Origin of the sequence: Leclercia sp. CFBP8987 (assembly GCF_034044995.2) — a bacterium.
GTDB lineage: Bacteria > Pseudomonadota > Gammaproteobacteria > Enterobacterales > Enterobacteriaceae > Enterobacter > Enterobacter tamurae.
This window is the reverse complement of record NZ_CM188255.1, coordinates 4,490,699-4,507,613: the sequence shown is the minus strand read 5'-3', so window position 1 is coordinate 4,507,613 and position 16,915 is coordinate 4,490,699. Positions and strand designations below refer to the sequence as shown.

10 protein-coding genes are annotated in these 16,915 nt (G+C 58.3%); 8 read left to right on the top strand and 2 right to left on the bottom strand.

Features of this window, described 5'->3' with window-relative positions:
* The first annotated feature begins 11 nt into the window (after positions 1-11).
* From glgC to glgP, 3 genes are read left to right on the top strand one after another with little or no spacing between them, the layout of a single operon-like run.
* Positions 12-1,307 (top strand): glucose-1-phosphate adenylyltransferase, encoded by a 1,296-nt coding sequence (glgC, locus tag SOM40_RS21735; RefSeq protein ID WP_106995231.1) that lies wholly within the window; start codon positions 12-14, stop codon positions 1,305-1,307.
* The gene (glgA, locus tag SOM40_RS21730) at positions 1,307-2,740 is read left to right on the top strand and encodes a glycogen synthase GlgA (protein ID WP_320530936.1); all 1,434 of its coding nucleotides are present in this window, start codon (positions 1,307-1,309) and stop codon (positions 2,738-2,740) included. The genes glgC and glgA overlap by 1 nt, the downstream gene beginning before the upstream one ends.
* Before the next feature lie 19 nt (positions 2,741-2,759).
* Positions 2,760-5,207 (top strand): glycogen phosphorylase, encoded by a 2,448-nt coding sequence (glgP, locus tag SOM40_RS21725; protein ID WP_261645101.1) that lies wholly within the window; start codon positions 2,760-2,762, stop codon positions 5,205-5,207.
* Between the two features lie 118 nt (positions 5,208-5,325).
* Here the strand turns inward: glgP and glpD are convergent, their stop codons facing one another.
* Complete coding sequence (gene glpD / locus SOM40_RS21720; protein ID WP_320530908.1) at positions 5,326-6,834, bottom strand: glycerol-3-phosphate dehydrogenase; 1,509 nt, start codon at positions 6,832-6,834, stop codon at positions 5,326-5,328.
* Positions 6,835-7,041: 207 nt separating this feature from the next.
* On the opposite strand from glpD, the gene glpE reads away from it, so the two are divergent.
* Genes glpE through SOM40_RS21705 form a run of 3 tightly spaced genes read left to right on the top strand, consistent with a single transcriptional unit; the run spans position 7,042 to position 9,023 of the window.
* A complete protein-coding gene (gene glpE / locus SOM40_RS21715) occupies positions 7,042-7,371 on the top strand; it encodes a thiosulfate sulfurtransferase GlpE (RefSeq protein WP_320530909.1) in 330 nt (109 codons plus the stop codon).
* Positions 7,372-7,415: 44 nt separating this feature from the next.
* Positions 7,416-8,246 carry a rhomboid family intramembrane serine protease GlpG gene (gene glpG / locus SOM40_RS21710; protein ID WP_320530910.1) on the top strand — a complete coding sequence of 277 codons (831 nt, stop codon included), beginning with the start codon at positions 7,416-7,418 and terminating at the stop codon, positions 8,244-8,246.
* A gap of 18 nt (positions 8,247-8,264) precedes the next feature.
* Positions 8,265-9,023, top strand: a complete 759-nt coding sequence (locus tag SOM40_RS21705; RefSeq protein WP_106995225.1) for a DeoR/GlpR family transcriptional regulator — start codon at positions 8,265-8,267, stop codon at positions 9,021-9,023.
* A gap of 79 nt (positions 9,024-9,102) precedes the next feature.
* Here SOM40_RS21705 and malT read toward each other — a convergent pair whose 3' ends face one another.
* Positions 9,103-11,808 (bottom strand): HTH-type transcriptional regulator MalT, encoded by a 2,706-nt coding sequence (gene malT, locus SOM40_RS21700; RefSeq protein ID WP_166184430.1) that lies wholly within the window; start codon positions 11,806-11,808, stop codon positions 9,103-9,105.
* A gap of 585 nt (positions 11,809-12,393) precedes the next feature.
* Between malT and malP the strand changes: the two genes are divergently transcribed.
* The gene (gene malP / locus SOM40_RS21695; protein WP_320530911.1) at positions 12,394-14,787 is read left to right on the top strand and encodes a maltodextrin phosphorylase; all 2,394 of its coding nucleotides are present in this window, start codon (positions 12,394-12,396) and stop codon (positions 14,785-14,787) included.
* A 9-nt stretch (positions 14,788-14,796) separates the two neighbouring features.
* Complete coding sequence (malQ, locus tag SOM40_RS21690; protein ID WP_320530912.1) at positions 14,797-16,881, top strand: 4-alpha-glucanotransferase; 2,085 nt, start codon at positions 14,797-14,799, stop codon at positions 16,879-16,881.
* Positions 16,882-16,915 lie beyond the last annotated feature (34 nt).

The following is a 16,915-nucleotide window of genomic DNA, read 5'->3' as shown; positions in this document are numbered from 1 at the left end:
AGGAGTTGATCATGGTTAGGTTAGATAAGAACGACCCTCTAATGTTGGCGCGCCAGCTGCCATTAAAATCTGTTGCCCTGATTCTGGCTGGCGGCCGCGGTACCCGATTAAAAGATTTAACCATTAAGCGCGCCAAGCCCGCCGTTCACTTCGGCGGTAAATTCCGTATTATCGATTTTGCCCTGTCAAACTGCCTGAATTCAGGCATTCGCCGTATTGGCGTGATCACCCAGTACCAGTCACACACTCTGGTGCAGCATATTCAGCGCGGCTGGTCGTTCTTCAGTGAGGAGATGAACGAGTTTGTCGACCTGTTACCTGCCCAACAGCGCGTTCACGGTGAAAACTGGTACCGCGGCACTGCCGATGCGGTGACGCAAAACCTCGATATCATTCGTCGCTACGACGCCGAGTACGTAGTGATCCTCGCCGGGGACCACATCTACAAGCAGGACTACTCGCGCATGCTCATCGACCACGTCGAAAAAGGGGCGCGCTGCACCGTGGCCTGTATGCCAGTGCCCGTTGCTGAAGCGACGGCCTTTGGCGTAATGGCAGTAGACGAAAACGACAAAGTGATCGAGTTCGTTGAAAAACCGGCGAACCCGCCATCAATGCCAGGGGATGACACCAAAGCGCTGGCCAGTATGGGTATCTATGTCTTTGATGCAGATTACCTTTACCAGCTGCTGGAAGAAGACGACAAGGATGAAAAATCCAGCCACGACTTCGGCAAAGATATCATCCCGAAAATCACCAAATCTGGCATGGCCTATGCACACCCGTTCCCATTGTCCTGCGTGCAGTCCGATCCGAATTCAGAACCTTACTGGCGCGATGTCGGCACCCTGGAGGCGTACTGGAAGGCGAACCTCGATCTGGCGTCGGTAACCCCTGAACTGGATATGTACGACCATAACTGGCCGATCCGTACCCATATGGAATCGCTGCCGCCGGCAAAATTTGTCCAGGACCGCTCGGGCAGCCACGGCATGACGCTGAACTCGCTGGTCTCCGGCGGGTGCATTATCTCGGGCTCGGTGGTGGTGCAGTCGGTACTGTTCCCGCGCGTGCGGGTGAACTCCTTCTGCAATATTGATTCGTCAGTATTGTTACCCGACGTCTGGGTTGGCCGCTCTTGCCGCCTGCGTCGTTGCGTTATCGACCGTGCCTGCATCATTCCGGAAGGCATGGTAATTGGAGAAAATGCGGAAGAGGACGCGCGCCGTTTCTACCGCTCAGAAGAAGGCATCGTGCTGGTTACGCGTGAAATGCTGCGTAAACTGCAGATCAAACAGGAGCGATGATGCAGGTTTTACACGTTTGTTCTGAGATGTTCCCGTTGCTGAAAACCGGCGGGTTAGCGGATGTGATTGGTGCGCTACCGGCGGCGCAAATTGCCGGTGGGGTCGATACTCGCGTGCTGTTACCCGCTTTTCCCGATATTCGTCGCGGCATCCCTGACGCCCAGATTGTCAGCCGCCGCGATACCTTTGCCGGGCGCATCACATTACTGTTTGGTCATTACAATGGCGTGGGCATCTACCTGATTGACGCGCCGCATCTGTATGACCGCCCAGGGAGCCCGTACCACGACACCAACTTATTTGCCTATACCGATAACGTGCTGCGTTTCGCGCTGCTCGGCTGGGTCGGGGCGGAGATGGCCTCCGGGCTGGATCCGTTCTGGCGCCCGGATATAGTGCATGCCCACGACTGGCACGCCGGGCTCGCACCCGCGTACCTGGCGGCGCGTGGCCATCCGGCAAAATCGGTCTTTACCGTGCACAACCTGGCCTATCAGGGGCTCTATTTAGCCAAACATATGGATGACATCGATCTGCCATGGTCGTTCTTTAATATCCATGGGCTGGAGTTCAACGGGCAGATTTCGTTCCTCAAGGCCGGGCTGTACTACGCGGATCACATCACCGCCGTCAGCCCGACCTACGCGCGGGAGATCACCGAGCCGCAGTTTGGCTACGGCATGGAAGGGCTGCTCGCGCAACGTCAACGGGAAGGGCGCCTGTCGGGAATTCTCAACGGCGTGGATGAAAAAATCTGGAGTCCGGAGACCGATCTGCTGCTGGGCGCACGCTACAACCGTGATTCCGTGGAAGATAAGGCCGAGAACAAACGTCAGCTGCAGGTCGCCATGGGGCTGAAGGTCAACGACAAGGTGCCGCTGTTTGCGGTGGTGAGCCGTTTGACCAGCCAGAAAGGGCTGGATCTGGTGCTGGAGGCGCTGCCGGGCCTGCTGGAGCAGGGCGGGCAGCTGGCGCTGCTGGGCGCGGGCGATCCGGTATTGCAGGAGGGCTTCCTCGCGGCGGCCGCCGAGCATCCGGGCCAGGTTGGGGTGCAGATTGGCTATCACGAAGCCTTCTCGCACCGCATCATGGCGGGTGCCGACGTTATCCTGGTGCCGAGTCGTTTTGAGCCCTGCGGCTTAACCCAGCTGTATGGCCTGAAGTACGGCACGCTGCCGCTGGTGCGGCGTACTGGCGGGCTGGCGGATACCGTATCCGACACCTCGCTGGAGAACCTGGCAGACGGAATCGCCAGCGGATTTGTCTTTGAGGACAGTAATGCCTGGTCGCTGTTACGCGCGATTCGTCGTGCCTTTGTATTGTGGTCTCGTCCTTCTTTGTGGCGTTTTGTTCAGCGCCAGGCGATGGCCATGGATTTTAGCTGGCAAGTTGCGGCGCAGTCCTACCGCGATCTTTATCAACGCTTGATGTAACAATGCTGGAATCAGAGATATGAATGCACCTTTTTCCTATGCGTCTCCCACGGTGAGCATTGAGGCGTTAAAGCACTCGATCGCTTACAAGCTGATGTTCACCATCGGCAAAGATCCGGTGATTGCCAACAAACACGAATGGCTCAACGCCACCCTGTTTGCGGTACGCGACCGGCTGGTTGAGCGCTGGCTGCGCTCTAACCGCGCCCAGCTCTCACAGGAGACCCGTCAGGTTTACTATCTGTCGATGGAGTTTTTGATTGGCCGTACCCTCTCCAATGCCCTGTTGTCGCTCGGTATCTATGACGACGTCAAAACCGCGCTGGAAGAGATGGGGCTGGATTTAGAAGAGCTGATTGACGAAGAGAACGACCCCGGCTTAGGCAACGGCGGTCTTGGTCGCCTGGCGGCCTGCTTCCTCGATTCGCTGGCGACCCTCGCCCTGCCGGGACGTGGCTATGGTATTCGCTACGATTACGGCATGTTCAAACAGAATATCGTCGATGGACGGCAGAAAGAGTCCCCGGACTACTGGCTCGAGTACGGTAACCCGTGGGAGTTCAAGCGCCACAACACCCGCTATAAGGTCCGCTTCGGTGGCCGTATCCAGCAGGAAGGTAAAAAAGTCCGCTGGGTCGAAACCGAAGAGATCCTTGCCGTAGCCTACGACCAGATTATCCCCGGCTACGACACCGACGCGACCAACACGCTGCGTCTGTGGAATGCCCAGGCCAGTAGCGCGATTAACCTCGGTAAATTCAACCAGGGCGACTACTTCGCGGCGGTGGAAGACAAAAACCACTCCGAGAACGTTTCCCGCGTGCTGTACCCGGATGACTCGACCTATTCCGGGCGTGAGCTGCGTCTGCGTCAGGAGTACTTCCTGGTCTCGGCGACTATCCAGGATATCCTGAGCCGCCACTACCAGCTGCACAAAACCTACGCCAACCTCGCGGAAAAAACCGCGATCCACCTCAACGACACCCACCCGGTGCTGTCGATCCCGGAACTGATGCGCGTGCTGATCGACGAGCACAAATTCAGCTGGGACGAGGCGTTTGAGGTGACCTGCCAGGTCTTCTCTTACACCAACCACACCTTGATGAGCGAAGCGCTGGAAACCTGGCCGGTGGACATGCTCGGCAAAATCCTGCCGCGCCACCTGCAGATCATCTTTGAAATTAACGACTTCTTCCTGAAAACGTTGCAGGAGCAGTATCCGCACGACACCGGTCTGCTGAGCCGCACCTCCATCATTGAAGAGTCCAACGGCCGTCGGGTACGCATGGCGTGGCTGGCGGTGGTGATCAGCCACAAGGTCAACGGCGTGTCGGAGCTGCACTCCAACCTGATGGTGCAGTCGCTGTTTGCCGACTTCGCCAAAATCTTCCCGATGCGCTTCTGCAATGTGACCAACGGCGTGACGCCGCGTCGCTGGCTGGCGCTGGCGAACCAGCCGCTCTCCGAGGTGCTGGACGAAAACATTGGCCGCAACTGGCGTACCGATTTAAGCCAGCTGAGCGAGCTGGAACAGCACTCTGACTTCCCGACGGTGAATAAAGCGGTGCGTGATGCCAAGCTGCTGAATAAAAAGCGGCTGGCGGTGTGGATGGCGCTGCACCTGAACGTGGTGGCCAACCCGAAAGCGCTGTTCGACGTGCAGATCAAACGTATCCATGAGTACAAACGTCAGCTGATGAACGTGCTGCACGTGATCACCCGCTACAACCGCATCAAGGCCGATCCTGATGCCGACTGGGTGCCGCGCGTGAACATCTTCGCCGGTAAAGCCGCCTCGGCGTACTACATGGCGAAGCACATCATTCACCTGATCAACGACGTGGCGAAGGTGATCAACAACGATCCGCAGATTGGTGACAAGCTGAAGGTCGTCTTTATCCCGAACTACAGCGTGAGTCTGGCCCAGCTGATCATCCCGGCGGCCGATCTCTCCGAGCAGATCTCCACCGCGGGCACTGAAGCCTCCGGCACCAGTAACATGAAATTTGCCCTTAACGGCGCGCTGACCATCGGCACGCTGGATGGCGCGAATGTCGAGATGCTGGAGCACGTGGGTGAAGAGAATATCTTCATCTTCGGTAACACCACGGAAGAGGTTGAAGCGCTGCGTGCCAAAGGCTACTCGCCACGGGATTATTACGAGCAGGATGAAGAGCTGCGTCAGGTGCTGACCCAGATCGGCACCGGCCTGTTCAACCCGGACGAGCCTGGCCGCTATCGCGACCTGGTGGATTCACTGATTAACTTCGGGGACCACTACCAGGTGCTGGCGGACTACCGCAGCTATGTGGACTGTCAGGACAGGGTTGATGAGCTGTATCGCAAGCCGGAAGAGTGGACCACCAAAGCGATGCACAACATCGCCAACATGGGCTACTTCTCGTCAGACAGAACCATCAAAGAGTATGCCGACACCATCTGGCATATTGATCCGGTTAGGTTGTAAAAGGATCGGTGCGGTCTGATGCCCTCACCCCAACCCTCTCCCACGGGGAGAGGGTGCAAACACAAAAAACGGTAACATGCGTTACCGTTTTGCTTTTACCTCCGCCACCCGGCTTTTTTCACGATGCCAGCGACAGCTCACGCTTTCCCGCACGCTGGGCCAGCCACAGCGCCACGCGGGACTCCTGCTCCGCATTCAGCCACATCCCCTGCTTAGTACGACGCCACAGCGCATCGTCCGCGCGGCGTACCCACTCGTGGTCGACTAAATAGCGCAACTCCGCCTCGTAGAACTCGTGACCGAAATGCTCCCCCAGATCGCTGAGATCCTTCGCGTCACGCAGGATCAGCTCACTGTTGCTGCCGTAGGTGCGGGCAAAGTGCCGGGCCATGGATTCGCTGATAAACGGATAGCGACGGCGCAATTTCGCCGCGTAGTCATCGCGGTTGCCGCCGATGTCACCGCCGGGCAGCACTGCGCCTTTGGTCCACGCCGGGCCGATATCCTGATAGAACGGAGCCAGTTTTTCCATCGCGTGCTCAGCCAGCTTACGATAGGTGGTCAGCTTGCCGCCAAACACCGACAGCAGCGGGGCCTTACCGTGGTCATCGTGAATATCCAGGGTGTAATCGCGGGTGATGGCCTGCGGTGAGTCCGACTCGTCATCGCACAGCGGACGCACCCCGGAGTAACTCCAGACCACATCGTCACGCCCCAGCGTTTTCTTAAAGTGGGCGTTATAGACCTTCAGCAGATAGCTGATTTCGCTCTCGTCGATCTCGACATTTTTCGGATCGCCTTTGTACTCCACGTCGGTGGTGCCGATGATAGAGAACTCATCCATCCACGGGATCACAAACACGATGCGCTTATCTTCGTTTTGCAGGATATAGGCCTGCTTCTGGGTATGCACCCGCGGCACCACGATATGGCTGCCTTTGATCAGGCGAATGCCATACGGCGACGGGAGCTGCATCCCCTGGTCAAAGAACTGCTTCACCCACGGGCCGGTAGCGTTCACCAGACCGCGCGCCTGCCAGCTGAAACGCTCGGCGGTATCAATATCTTCGGCCTCGACGATCCACAGTCCGTTTTCACGACGCGCGGAGACCGCGCGGGTGCGGGTTTTCACCTCACCGCCTTTGCGTTCAACCATCTGCGCGTTAGCGAGCACCAGGCGGGCATCGTCCACCCAGCAGTCGGAATATTCGAATCCGCGCACGATTTCAGGCTTCAGTACCGAGTCTGCGCCAAAACGCACACCGGCAGAGGCGGGCAGGCTGGTGCGTTTACCCAGGTGATCGTACATAAACAGACCGATGCGGATCATCCACGCCGGACGCAGATGCGGGCGGTGCGGCAGACGAAAACGCATCGGGGTAGCGATATGGGGAGCCATTTTCAACAGCACTTCTCGCTCGGCCAGCGCTTCACTGACCAGGCGGAACTCGTAATGCTCCAGATAACGCAGGCCACCGTGGATCAGCTTAGAGCTGGCGGAGGAGGTGGCGCAGGCGAGATCCTGCGCTTCCAGCATCAGGACAGATAAGCCGCGGCCGGCAGCGTCCGCCGCAATGCCCGCCCCGTTAATTCCGCCACCGATAACAATCAGATCTTTGGTTTCCATTGTATCCTCACGCACTTTCGTTAAAGCTCAAAAATGTTCGATATCGCTCATATTAGCAAAGGAAATGGATTTTAGTAACATCAAAAAAACAATTTTGAGTGATACAGCTAACATAATGGCGTTTACCCGCCGCCAGGACGTACACTAGCCGATAATATAGTGAGGGCATCAGGCCGCACTGCACCTGAATAGACAACAGAGAGCACCATGGAACAATTTGAATGTATTAACGTAGAAGAAGCCCACCAGAAGATGCACCAGGGACTGGCGGTGCTGGTGGATATCCGCGATCCGCAAAGTTTTGCCATGGGCCATACGCCGGGCGCGTTTCACCTGACCAACGCCTCCCTGAGTGAATTTATGCGCGATAACGACTTCGAGACCCCGGTGATGGTGATGTGCTATCACGGCAACAGCAGCAAAGGCGCGGCGCAATACCTGCTCCAGCAGGGCTTTGAATCGGTCTACAGCGTGGACGGTGGGTTCGATGCCTGGCACCGTCATTTCCCGGCAGAAGTCGAGCACGCCGGCATTTAGGGTATATACTGTCCCCTTTTGTGTGGAATAAGCGACTGTCGCCGATGCTGATGATTACCTCTTTTACCAACCCGCGCGTCGCCCAGGCGTTTGTCGACTACATGGCGACGCAGGGTGTTATCCTCACCATTCAACAACATAACCAGACCGACGTCTGGCTGGCGGATGAAAGCCAGGCTTCCCGGGTTAACGCCGAGCTGGCGCGTTTTCTGGAAAACCCCGGCGATGCGCGCTATCTGGCGGCAAGCTGGCAGTCCGGCCATACCGGCAGCGGGCTGCATTACCAGCGCTTTCCTTTCCTGGCCACCCTGCGTGAACGCGCGGGTCCGTTCACCCTGGTGTTAATGGCGGCCTGTATCCTGGTCTTCATTCTGATGAGTGTGGTAGGCGATCAGCCGACGCTGCTGATGCTGGCCTGGCCGTATGACGCCTCCGTTGAGTTCGAATTCTGGCGCTACTTCACCCACGCGCTGATGCACTTCTCGATTATGCATATCCTCTTTAACCTGCTGTGGTGGTGGTATCTCGGCGGGGCGGTGGAGAAACGACTCGGCAGCGGCAAGCTCATCGTCCTCACCCTTATTAGCGCGTTGCTCAGCGGCTTTATCCAGCATAAATTTGGCGGCCCGTGGTTTGGCGGCCTCTCCGGCGTGGTCTACGCCCTGATGGGCTATGTCTGGCTGCGCGGCGAGCGCGATCCGCAGAGCGGGATTTACCTGCAGCGCGGGTTAATGGCCTTTGCGTTAATCTGGATTATTGCCGGATGGTTTGATCTGTTCGGAATGGCGATTGCCAACGGTGCCCACATGGCCGGACTGGCGGTCGGGCTGGCGATGGCGTTTGCCGATACGCTACATGCGCGAAAACGAACATAATTCTGGCAGGGAACTCTGATGAAACAAACACAACGTCATGACGCCATTATTGATCTGGTGAAAAAGCAGGGATACGTCAGCACCGAAGAGCTGGTGGAGCAGTTTGCCGTCAGCCCGCAGACCATCCGTCGGGACCTCAACGATCTGGCCGACCAGAACCGCATTCTGCGCCACCACGGCGGCGCGGCGCTGCCGTCCAGCTCGGTGAATACCCCCTGGCACGATCGCAAGGCGACGCAGACCTCCGAGAAGGAGCGTATTGCCCGCAAGGTGGCGAGCCAGATCCCGAACGGCGCGACGCTGTTTATTGACATCGGCACCACGCCGGAAGCGGTGGCCCACGCCCTGCTGAACCATGAGAACCTGCGGGTCGTCACCAACAACCTTAACGTAGCCACCACCCTGATGCAGAAAGAGGATTTTCGCATCATCCTGGCAGGCGGCGAGCTGCGCAGCCGTGACGGCGGCATTATTGGCGAAGCGACCCTCGACTTTATCTCCCAGTTCCGCCTCGACTTCGGCATCCTCGGCATCAGCGGCATCGATACCGACGGTTCACTGCTGGAGTTTGACTATCATGAAGTGCGCACCAAGCGGGCGATCATTGAGAACTCGCGCCACGTGATGCTGGTGGTGGATCACTCGAAGTTTGGCCGTAACGCGATGGTCAATATGGGCAGCATCAGCATGGTGAACGCGGTCTATACCGACGTGATGCCGCCAGCGGGTGTGTTGAAGGTCATTAAAGATAATAACTTGCAGTTAGAATTGTGCTGAATTCATGTCGGGTGGCGCTGCGCTTACCCGACCTACAAAACCGTAGGCCCGTGCAAGCGCAGCGCCGCCGGGCAATGAATTACACTCCGTACCCCATCATCTTCAACAGCTGCTGCGCATGCAGCACCGCATCCTGACGGTGGGCGACGCCCAGCTTCTGATACAGATTGCGGATATGCGTTTTGATGGTGGTGGCCGCCACGGCCAGCTCCCCGGCAATCTGCTCGTTGCTGTAGCCTGAGTAGATCAGCCCCAGCACCTGCCACTCACGCTGGGTCAGCGGGCTGGTGCGGATCAGTTCCGGCACTTCCGGATGGGTCAGCAGACGCTCCACGAAGGTCTCATCGAAATGGGCAAACTTGTGGCGGTGATGCTGGTTAATCTCCCGCAGGATGCGCTGGGCGCGATGCTGGTCCAGCTCCGGCAGGGTGTTGAGCTGAATCAACTGGCGCAGCTGCTGCGCCATGGTCTCGCCTTCAATCACAAAGTGGCTGATAAACCCGGTGCGGTTCGCCAGCTGCAGCGCTTCGAGCAGCACGCGCTGGGCGTCATTCTTGCGACCGGCCTGCCAGTAAAGCTGGTTCTGCAGCAGCAGGTTGCGGTTCACATCGCTCATCAGACGCAGGCTGCGGGCATTTTCATTTAACTCTTCCAGCACCATCTCGGCCGGTTCAAATTCGCCTAACAGGATCTGCGCCCGGGCAATGTTGCGCCACTGGCTCTGCAGGAAGTGGTTATTGGCAAACTCCGGCTTCGGCGTCTGGCGCAGCCAGTTGGCCGCCGATTTTTTGTCGCCGGTCATCTGCCAGTAAATCACCCGTACCTTATCGGCATTGGATACCCAGTCGCTGTGATACTGACCGTTGCCGAGCAGGTTCTCCAGACGGTTAAGGTGGTTACGGGCGTTGTCCAGATCGCCGCGTGCCAGCGAGCACTGCACCAGCAGGCCCAGACACTGCAGCTGCTGCTGCGGCTGATAGGTGGAGAGCACGTTCACCCCATGACGGGCGGTGGTTTCCGCTTCGTCCAGTCGGGCCCATGCCCACAGCAACTGAGCGCGAATGCGCAGCAGGAACTCGTGCATCGGCAGCTGTTCCAGGTGCTGATCGCGGATCAGGGTGAAGGCTTTCTCCTGGGTCTCCCAGGCGGCCTGCAGGAATCCCTGGGCAAACAAAATTTCGCTCTGCTGGATCAGGCTCCACAGGGCGTAATGCCAGACGTCATGGCGGCGCGCCATCTGTTCCGTCTGCTGCATCAGCGACAGGGAGCGGGTAAGATCGCCCTTACAGTGCAACACTTCGCCATGTACCGAGGTGGCGACGATACGGCTGTAGAAGTTCGCCAGCGGCAGCGCCTCCAGCGCACCCAGGGCCAGGCGCTGAGCCTCTTCCGGGTTGCCGTCGTTGATGGCCACCTGCGCGCGCAGGGCGTTGAATTCGCCGTGCAGGGCGGCGTCCATCTCGCCTTTCATCTCCTGCTCGGCGCGGGCCAGCAGGGTATTCACTTCGCTGTAGCGGTGCTGGCTCTGCATCAGCCAGGCCTGCAGCAGCACCAGACGCGGGTTCTCCAGCAGGCTCTCCCACGGCAGGGCGCGCAGCGACTCCTCCAGCAGGGCCAGCTCGCTGTGGTTAAACAGGCTCCAGGCGTGATTGAGCAGAATATCGCGCAGCATATGGGCATCGCCCGCTGCCAGGGCGTGGTGAATGGCCTCGCTCGGGAAGCCCTGCGCCATCCAGCTCTCGGCGGCGGCGCGGTGGATTTCCGGTAATTCGGTGGCCAGCTCCCACTGACAGCGCTGGCGCAGGAAGCTGCCAAACAGCGGGTGGTAGCTGAACCACTCTCCGGAGTCGTCCATGCGCTGCAGGAACAACCCCTGACGCTCGATCTCTTCCAGACGCATCTGGCCGTTATCTTCCCCGGTGACGCGCACGATCAGCGCATCGTTCATCGAGCGCAGCAGGGAGCTTTTCAGCAGGAACTGACGGGTGGATTGATCGACGCTGTCGAGCACCTCATCCACCAGATAATCGGAGAGATGGCTGGCATTGATCCCCGACAGACGACGGGCAGATTGCTGCGTCGAGTTGTTGTTATGCCGGGCCGACAGGGCAATCAGCTGCAGGGCGGTCGCCCAGCCTGCCACGTCGTCGCACAGGCGGCTGCTCTCAGCCACCTCGATAGGGGATTTCAGGCGGCAGTCAAAGAACTGCTTTGCCTCCTGATGGGTAAAGGAGAGCTGTTGGCTGCCCACTTCCAGCAGCTGATCGCGCACCCGCAGGTTGGCAATGCCCAGCTGCGGCAGGTTGCGCGACAGGATCACCAGGGTCAGGTTTTCCGGCTGGTGGCGCAAGAAAAAGCGCATCGACTCGTGGATAACCGGGTTGGTGATCAGGTGGTAGTCATCAATAACCAGATAGAGCGGGCGATGCCATTCGGCGAGCTCGATAAACAGCTGCGAAAACAGGGAAGAGAGGCTGGCGTACTGGCGCTTTTGCACCATCACTTCGCTGGTCACACAGTGTCCGTTGGTCGCCTGCTGAATGGCGGCGATCAGATAGCTGGCAAAACGCTCCTGCTGGTTATCGCCCTCATCGAGGGAGTACCAGCCGAGATCGGTCTTGCCGGAAGCCCACTGTGAAATGAGCGTGGTTTTGCCGTAGCCTGCAGGGCTCGTTACCAGCGCCAGTCGAAAATTGTTCGCGCCGGAAAGTTTCGCCAGCAGGCGTTCGCGGACCACAGTATGGTCAAGACGAACCGGGCGACTTAATTTGGACGGAATCAACATAGGTTTCACTTCACTGTGTGGAAATCGAGATTTTTGATTTTTTTTGCGCTTCGTAATTAATCCTTATAAGGTCGGTCAGAAAGACTTTTATTGCAAGTTATGTCGGGGTTTTATGTCCCTTAATTTGCACTGGGTCACAAAAATATATGCAGGGGTGAGGGAACTTTTCCGATGGGCCTCGAAAGCGCATGGATACTGGGATGGCGCGTTTCCGGGAGGTTAAGCATAAAAAGGAACAGAGAAGCGTATAGGCGGTGAAAAGTTAATTAAGTCCCGGGATGGTTGCGCGCGTAAAATAACATTCCAGGATAGAGTAAATTCTGAGTGTTATTACTTCGGGTAAGTAATTATTTCCGCGCGTATATATTTCAGGCGAAACCGCATTTCATTTTTTTGAACCCCTTCCGGGAAATCTCCCGGTGAATGCCCCACACTCCCGCTGCAGAAAGTGGCCGCGATCACAGTTTATCGCTCATCCCTGCTACTCCTCCCTGTCTAATCCCCGGCAGGAGGAGGAAGAGCCCTGATGAGCCAGGCACACTAGCACCAACGCCTTATTTTCTCTCTACAGGATGCAGATTCCCTATGTCACAGCCTACTTTCAACAAAGCTCAATTCCAGGCTGCCCTGACGCGTCAGTGGCAGCGTTTTGGTTTGCACGCCGCCGAAGACATGACCTCCCGCCAGTGGTGGCAGGCCGTCAGCGGAGCGCTCGCCGAGCTGCTGAGCGCCCAACCCGCGGTGAAGCCCGTGCAAGGCCAGCGCCACGTTAACTATATCTCCATGGAGTTCCTGATTGGCCGTCTGACCGGCAACAACCTGCTGAACCTCGGCTGGTATCAGGAGGTCAGCGAGGTGCTGAACACCCATAACATCCACCTGACCGACCTGCTGGAAGAGGAGATCGATCCAGCGCTGGGCAACGGTGGGCTGGGTCGTCTGGCGGCCTGCTTCCTCGACTCAATGGCAACCGTGGGCCAGCCGGCCACCGGCTACGGTCTGAACTATCAGTATGGCCTGTTCCGCCAGTCCTTTGCCGGCGGCCAGCAGATGGAAGCCCCGGACGACTGGCATCGCGGCAGCTACCCGTGGTTCCGCCACAACGAAGCGCTGGACGTGCAGGTTGGCATCGGCGGTAAAGTGACGAAAGCGGGCCAGTGGGAGCCGGGCTTTACCATTACCGGCCAGGCCTGGGATCTGCCGGTGTTGGGCTACCGTAATGGCGTGGCACAGCCGCTGCGCCTGTGGCAGGCGACACATGCTCACCCGTTCAACCTGACCAGATTCAACGACGGCGATTTCCTGCGTGCTGAGCAGCAGGGCATCGACGCCGACAAGCTGACTAAGGTGCTCTACCCGAACGACAACCATCTGGCGGGCAAAAAGCTGCGCCTGATGCAGCAGTACTTCCAGTGCGCCTGTTCCGTGGCCGATATTCTGCGTCGTCATCATCTGGCGGGCCGCAAGCTGTCTGAGCTGGCGGATTACGAAGTGATCCAGCTGAACGACACCCACCCGACCATCGCCATCCCGGAACTGCTGCGCGTGCTGATCGACGAGCATCAGATGAGCTGGGACGACGCCTGGGCGATCACCAGCAAGACCTTCGCCTACACCAACCACACCCTGATGCCAGAGGCGCTGGAGTGCTGGGACGAGAAGCTGATTAAAACCCTGCTGCCGCGCCATATGCAGCTGATCAACGAGATCAACAACCGCTTTAAGAAACTGGTGGATAAAACCTGGCCGGGCGATAAAGCCGTCTGGGCGAAGCTGGCGGTGGTATTCGACAAGCAGGTTCGCATGGCTAACCTCTGCGTGGTCAGCGGCTTTGCGGTGAACGGCGTGGCCGCGTTGCACTCTGACCTGGTGGTGAAAGATCTGTTCCCGGAATATCACCAGCTGTGGCCTAACAAGTTCCACAACGTCACCAACGGCATCACGCCGCGTCGCTGGATCAAACAGTGCAACCCTCAGCTTGCTGAGCTGCTGGATAAGACGCTGGATAACGAGTGGGCCAACGATCTCGACCAGCTGATCAACCTGGAAAAATATGCCGACGATGCGGCGTTCCGCGAGACCTACCGCACCATCAAGCTGGACAACAAGGTGCGTCTGGCAGCCTTCGTCAAAACCCGTACCGGGATTGAGATCAACCCGAACGCGATTTTTGATATCCAGATTAAACGTCTGCACGAGTACAAACGTCAGCACCTGAATCTGCTGCACATTCTGGCGCTGTACAAAGAGATCCGCGAGAACCCGCAGGCCGACCGCGTACCGCGCGTGTTCCTGTTCGGTGCGAAAGCGGCACCAGGATATTACCTGGCAAAAAACATCATCTTCGCCATTAATAAAGTGGCCGACGCGGTAAACAACGATCCGCAAGTGGGCGACAAGCTGAAAGTGGTCTTCCTGCCGGATTACTGTGTCTCGGCGGCGGAGCTGCTGATCCCGGCGGCGGATGTCTCTGAGCAGATTTCCACTGCGGGTAAAGAGGCCTCCGGCACCGGCAACATGAAGCTGGCCCTGAACGGTGCGTTGACCGTCGGGACGCTGGACGGTGCTAACGTTGAGATTGCTGAGCAGGTGGGCGACGAGAACATCTTTATCTTCGGCCATACTGTGGAAGAGGTGAAAGCCATTAAAGCCAAAGGTTACGACCCGGTGAAATGGCGTAAAAAAGACAAGCTGCTGGATGCGGTACTGAAGGAGCTGGAGAGCGGCAAATACAGCGACGGCGACAAGCACGCGTTTGACCAGATGCTGCACAGCATCGGCAAACAGGGCGGCGACCCGTACCTGCTGATGGCCGATTTTGCGGGCTACGTTGAGGCCCAGAAACAGGTCGACGTCCTGTATCGCGATCGGGAAGCCTGGACCCGGGCGTGCATTCTGAATACCGCGCGCTGCGGCATGTTCAGCTCTGACCGTTCAATCCGCGACTACCAGGCCCGTATCTGGCAGGCAAAACGCTAAGGAAGCGCGATGGAAAGTAAACGTCTCGATAATGCCGCCCTGGCGGCGGGGATCAGCCCCAGCTATATCAATGCTCATGGTAAACCGCAGTCTATTGGTGCTGAGACCAAGAGGCGTTTGCTGGATGCCATGCACAAAGCCAAACCCGTCGCGAAAGCGGCGGTTACCGCCGTCCCGAACGTGATGGTCTATACCGCGGGCAAAAAGATGCCGCTGATGATTGAAGGCAGCGGCGACTTTAGCTGGCTGCTGACCACAGAAGAGGGGCATCAGCATAAAGGCCACGCCACGGGCGGCAAAAATCTCAACCTGCCGGCAAAACTGCCGGAGGGTTATCACACCCTGACGTTGACCCAGGATGCCCATCGCTGGCACTGCCGGGTGATCGTCGCGCCAAAACGCTGCTACGAGCCGCAGGCGCTGAAAGAGGGCAAGAAGCTGTGGGGTGCCTGCGTGCAGCTCTACACCCTGCGCTCTGAGGCGAACTGGGGCATTGGCGACTTCGGCGATCTGCAGAAGATGCTGACCGATATCGGCAAACGCGGCGGGGCCTTTATCGGCCTCAACCCGATTCATGCCCTCTATCCGGCGAACCCGGAGAGCGCCAGCCCGTACAGCCCGTCATCCCGCCGCTGGCTGAACGTGATTTATATCGACGTGAACGCCGTGGAGGATTTCCGCAACAGCGATGAGGCGCAGGCCTGGTGGAAGATGGACACCACCCGGCAGGCGCTGCAACGCGCCCGCGATGCCGAGTGGGTCGATTATGCGTCCGTTACCGCATTGAAGATGGCCGCGCTGCGCATGGCGTGGAAAGGCTTTGCTCAGCGTGACGACGAGCAGATGGCGGCCTTCCGGGCGTTTGTGGCCCGGGAAGGGGAGAGCCTGTACTGGCAGGCGGCGTTTGATGCGCTGCATGCGTATCAGGTGAAAGAGGACGAAATGCGCTGGGGCTGGCCGGTGTGGCCTGAGCAGTACCAGTCCGTTGACTCCCCGGCGGTAAAAGCGTTTTGCGAAGCGCATACCGACGAGGTCGATTTCTACCTCTGGCTGCAGTGGCTGGCGTACAGCCAGTTTGCCGCCTGCTGGCAGGAGAGTCAGGGCTACGACATGCCGATTGGCCTGTACCGTGACCTGGCGGTCGGCGTGGCCGAGGGCGGGGCGGAGACCTGGTGTGACCGCGAACTCTACTGCCTGAAAGCGTCCGTCGGGGCGCCGCCGGACATCCTTGGCCCGCTGGGTCAGAACTGGGGCCTGCCGCCGATGGACCCGCACGTCATCGCCGCCCGCGCCTATGAGCCCTTTATCGAGCTGCTGCGTGCCAACATGCAGAACTGCGGTGCGCTGCGTATCGACCACGTGATGTCGGTCCTGCGTCTGTGGTGGATCCCGTACGGTGAAACCGCCGACCATGGGGCTTACGTTCACTATCCGGTAGACGATCTGCTCTCCATCCTTGCGCTGGAGAGTAAGCGCCATAACTGCATGGTGATCGGGGAAGATCTCGGCACCGTCCCGGTGGAAATTGTCAGCAAGCTGCGTGACAGCGGCGTTTACTCCTACAAAGTGCTCTATTTTGAAAACGACCTTGAGAAGAACTTCCGCGCGCCGGAGGCGTATCCAGAACAATCAATGGCAGTCGCGACGACGCATGACCTTCCTACGCTTCGTGGCTGGTGGGACAGCGGCGACCTTACCCTGGGCAAAACGCTGGGGCTCTACCCTGACGAAGTGATGCTGCGCGGGCTGTATCAGGATCGCGAGCTGTCCAAGCAGGGGCTGCTGGATGCACTGCACGAGCACGGCTGCCTGCCGAAACGCACCGGGCACAAGGCGTCATTGATGTCGATGACTCCGACACTTAACCGCGGGTTGCAGCGCTACATTGCCGACAGCAACAGCGCCCTGCTGGGGCTACAGCCGGAAGACTGGATTGATATGGCGGAGCCGGTGAACATCCCGGGGACCAGCTATCAGTACAAGAACTGGCGTCGCAAGCTTTCAACTTCTCTTGAGGCGATGTTTGCCGATGACGGGGTAAATAAGCTGATTAAGGATCTCGATAAGCGGCGAAAAGCGGCTGCGAAGAAGTGATAAAAAAACCCGCCAGATGGCGGGTTTTTTATTG

Excerpts from the sequence above, each read along its gene's own strand:
- malP (WP_320530911.1), top strand. The coding sequence starts at position 12,394 with ATGTCACAGCCTACTTTCAACAAAGCTCAATTCCAGGCTGCCCTGACG.
- SOM40_RS21705 (WP_106995225.1), top strand. The coding sequence starts at position 8,265 with ATGAAACAAACACAACGTCATGACGCCATTATTGATCTGGTGAAAAAG.
- malQ (WP_320530912.1), top strand. The coding sequence starts at position 14,797 with ATGGAAAGTAAACGTCTCGATAATGCCGCCCTGGCGGCGGGGATCAGC.
- glgA (WP_320530936.1), top strand. The coding sequence starts at position 1,307 with ATGCAGGTTTTACACGTTTGTTCTGAGATGTTCCCGTTGCTGAAAACC.
- malT (WP_166184430.1), bottom strand. The coding sequence starts at position 11,808 with ATGTTGATTCCGTCCAAATTAAGTCGCCCGGTTCGTCTTGACCATACT.
- glpG (WP_320530910.1), top strand. The coding sequence starts at position 7,416 with ATGCTGATGATTACCTCTTTTACCAACCCGCGCGTCGCCCAGGCGTTT.
- glgP (WP_261645101.1), top strand. The coding sequence starts at position 2,760 with ATGAATGCACCTTTTTCCTATGCGTCTCCCACGGTGAGCATTGAGGCG.
- glpD (WP_320530908.1), bottom strand. The coding sequence starts at position 6,834 with ATGGAAACCAAAGATCTGATTGTTATCGGTGGCGGAATTAACGGGGCG.
- glpE (WP_320530909.1), top strand. The coding sequence starts at position 7,042 with ATGGAACAATTTGAATGTATTAACGTAGAAGAAGCCCACCAGAAGATG.
- glgC (WP_106995231.1), top strand. The coding sequence starts at position 12 with ATGGTTAGGTTAGATAAGAACGACCCTCTAATGTTGGCGCGCCAGCTG.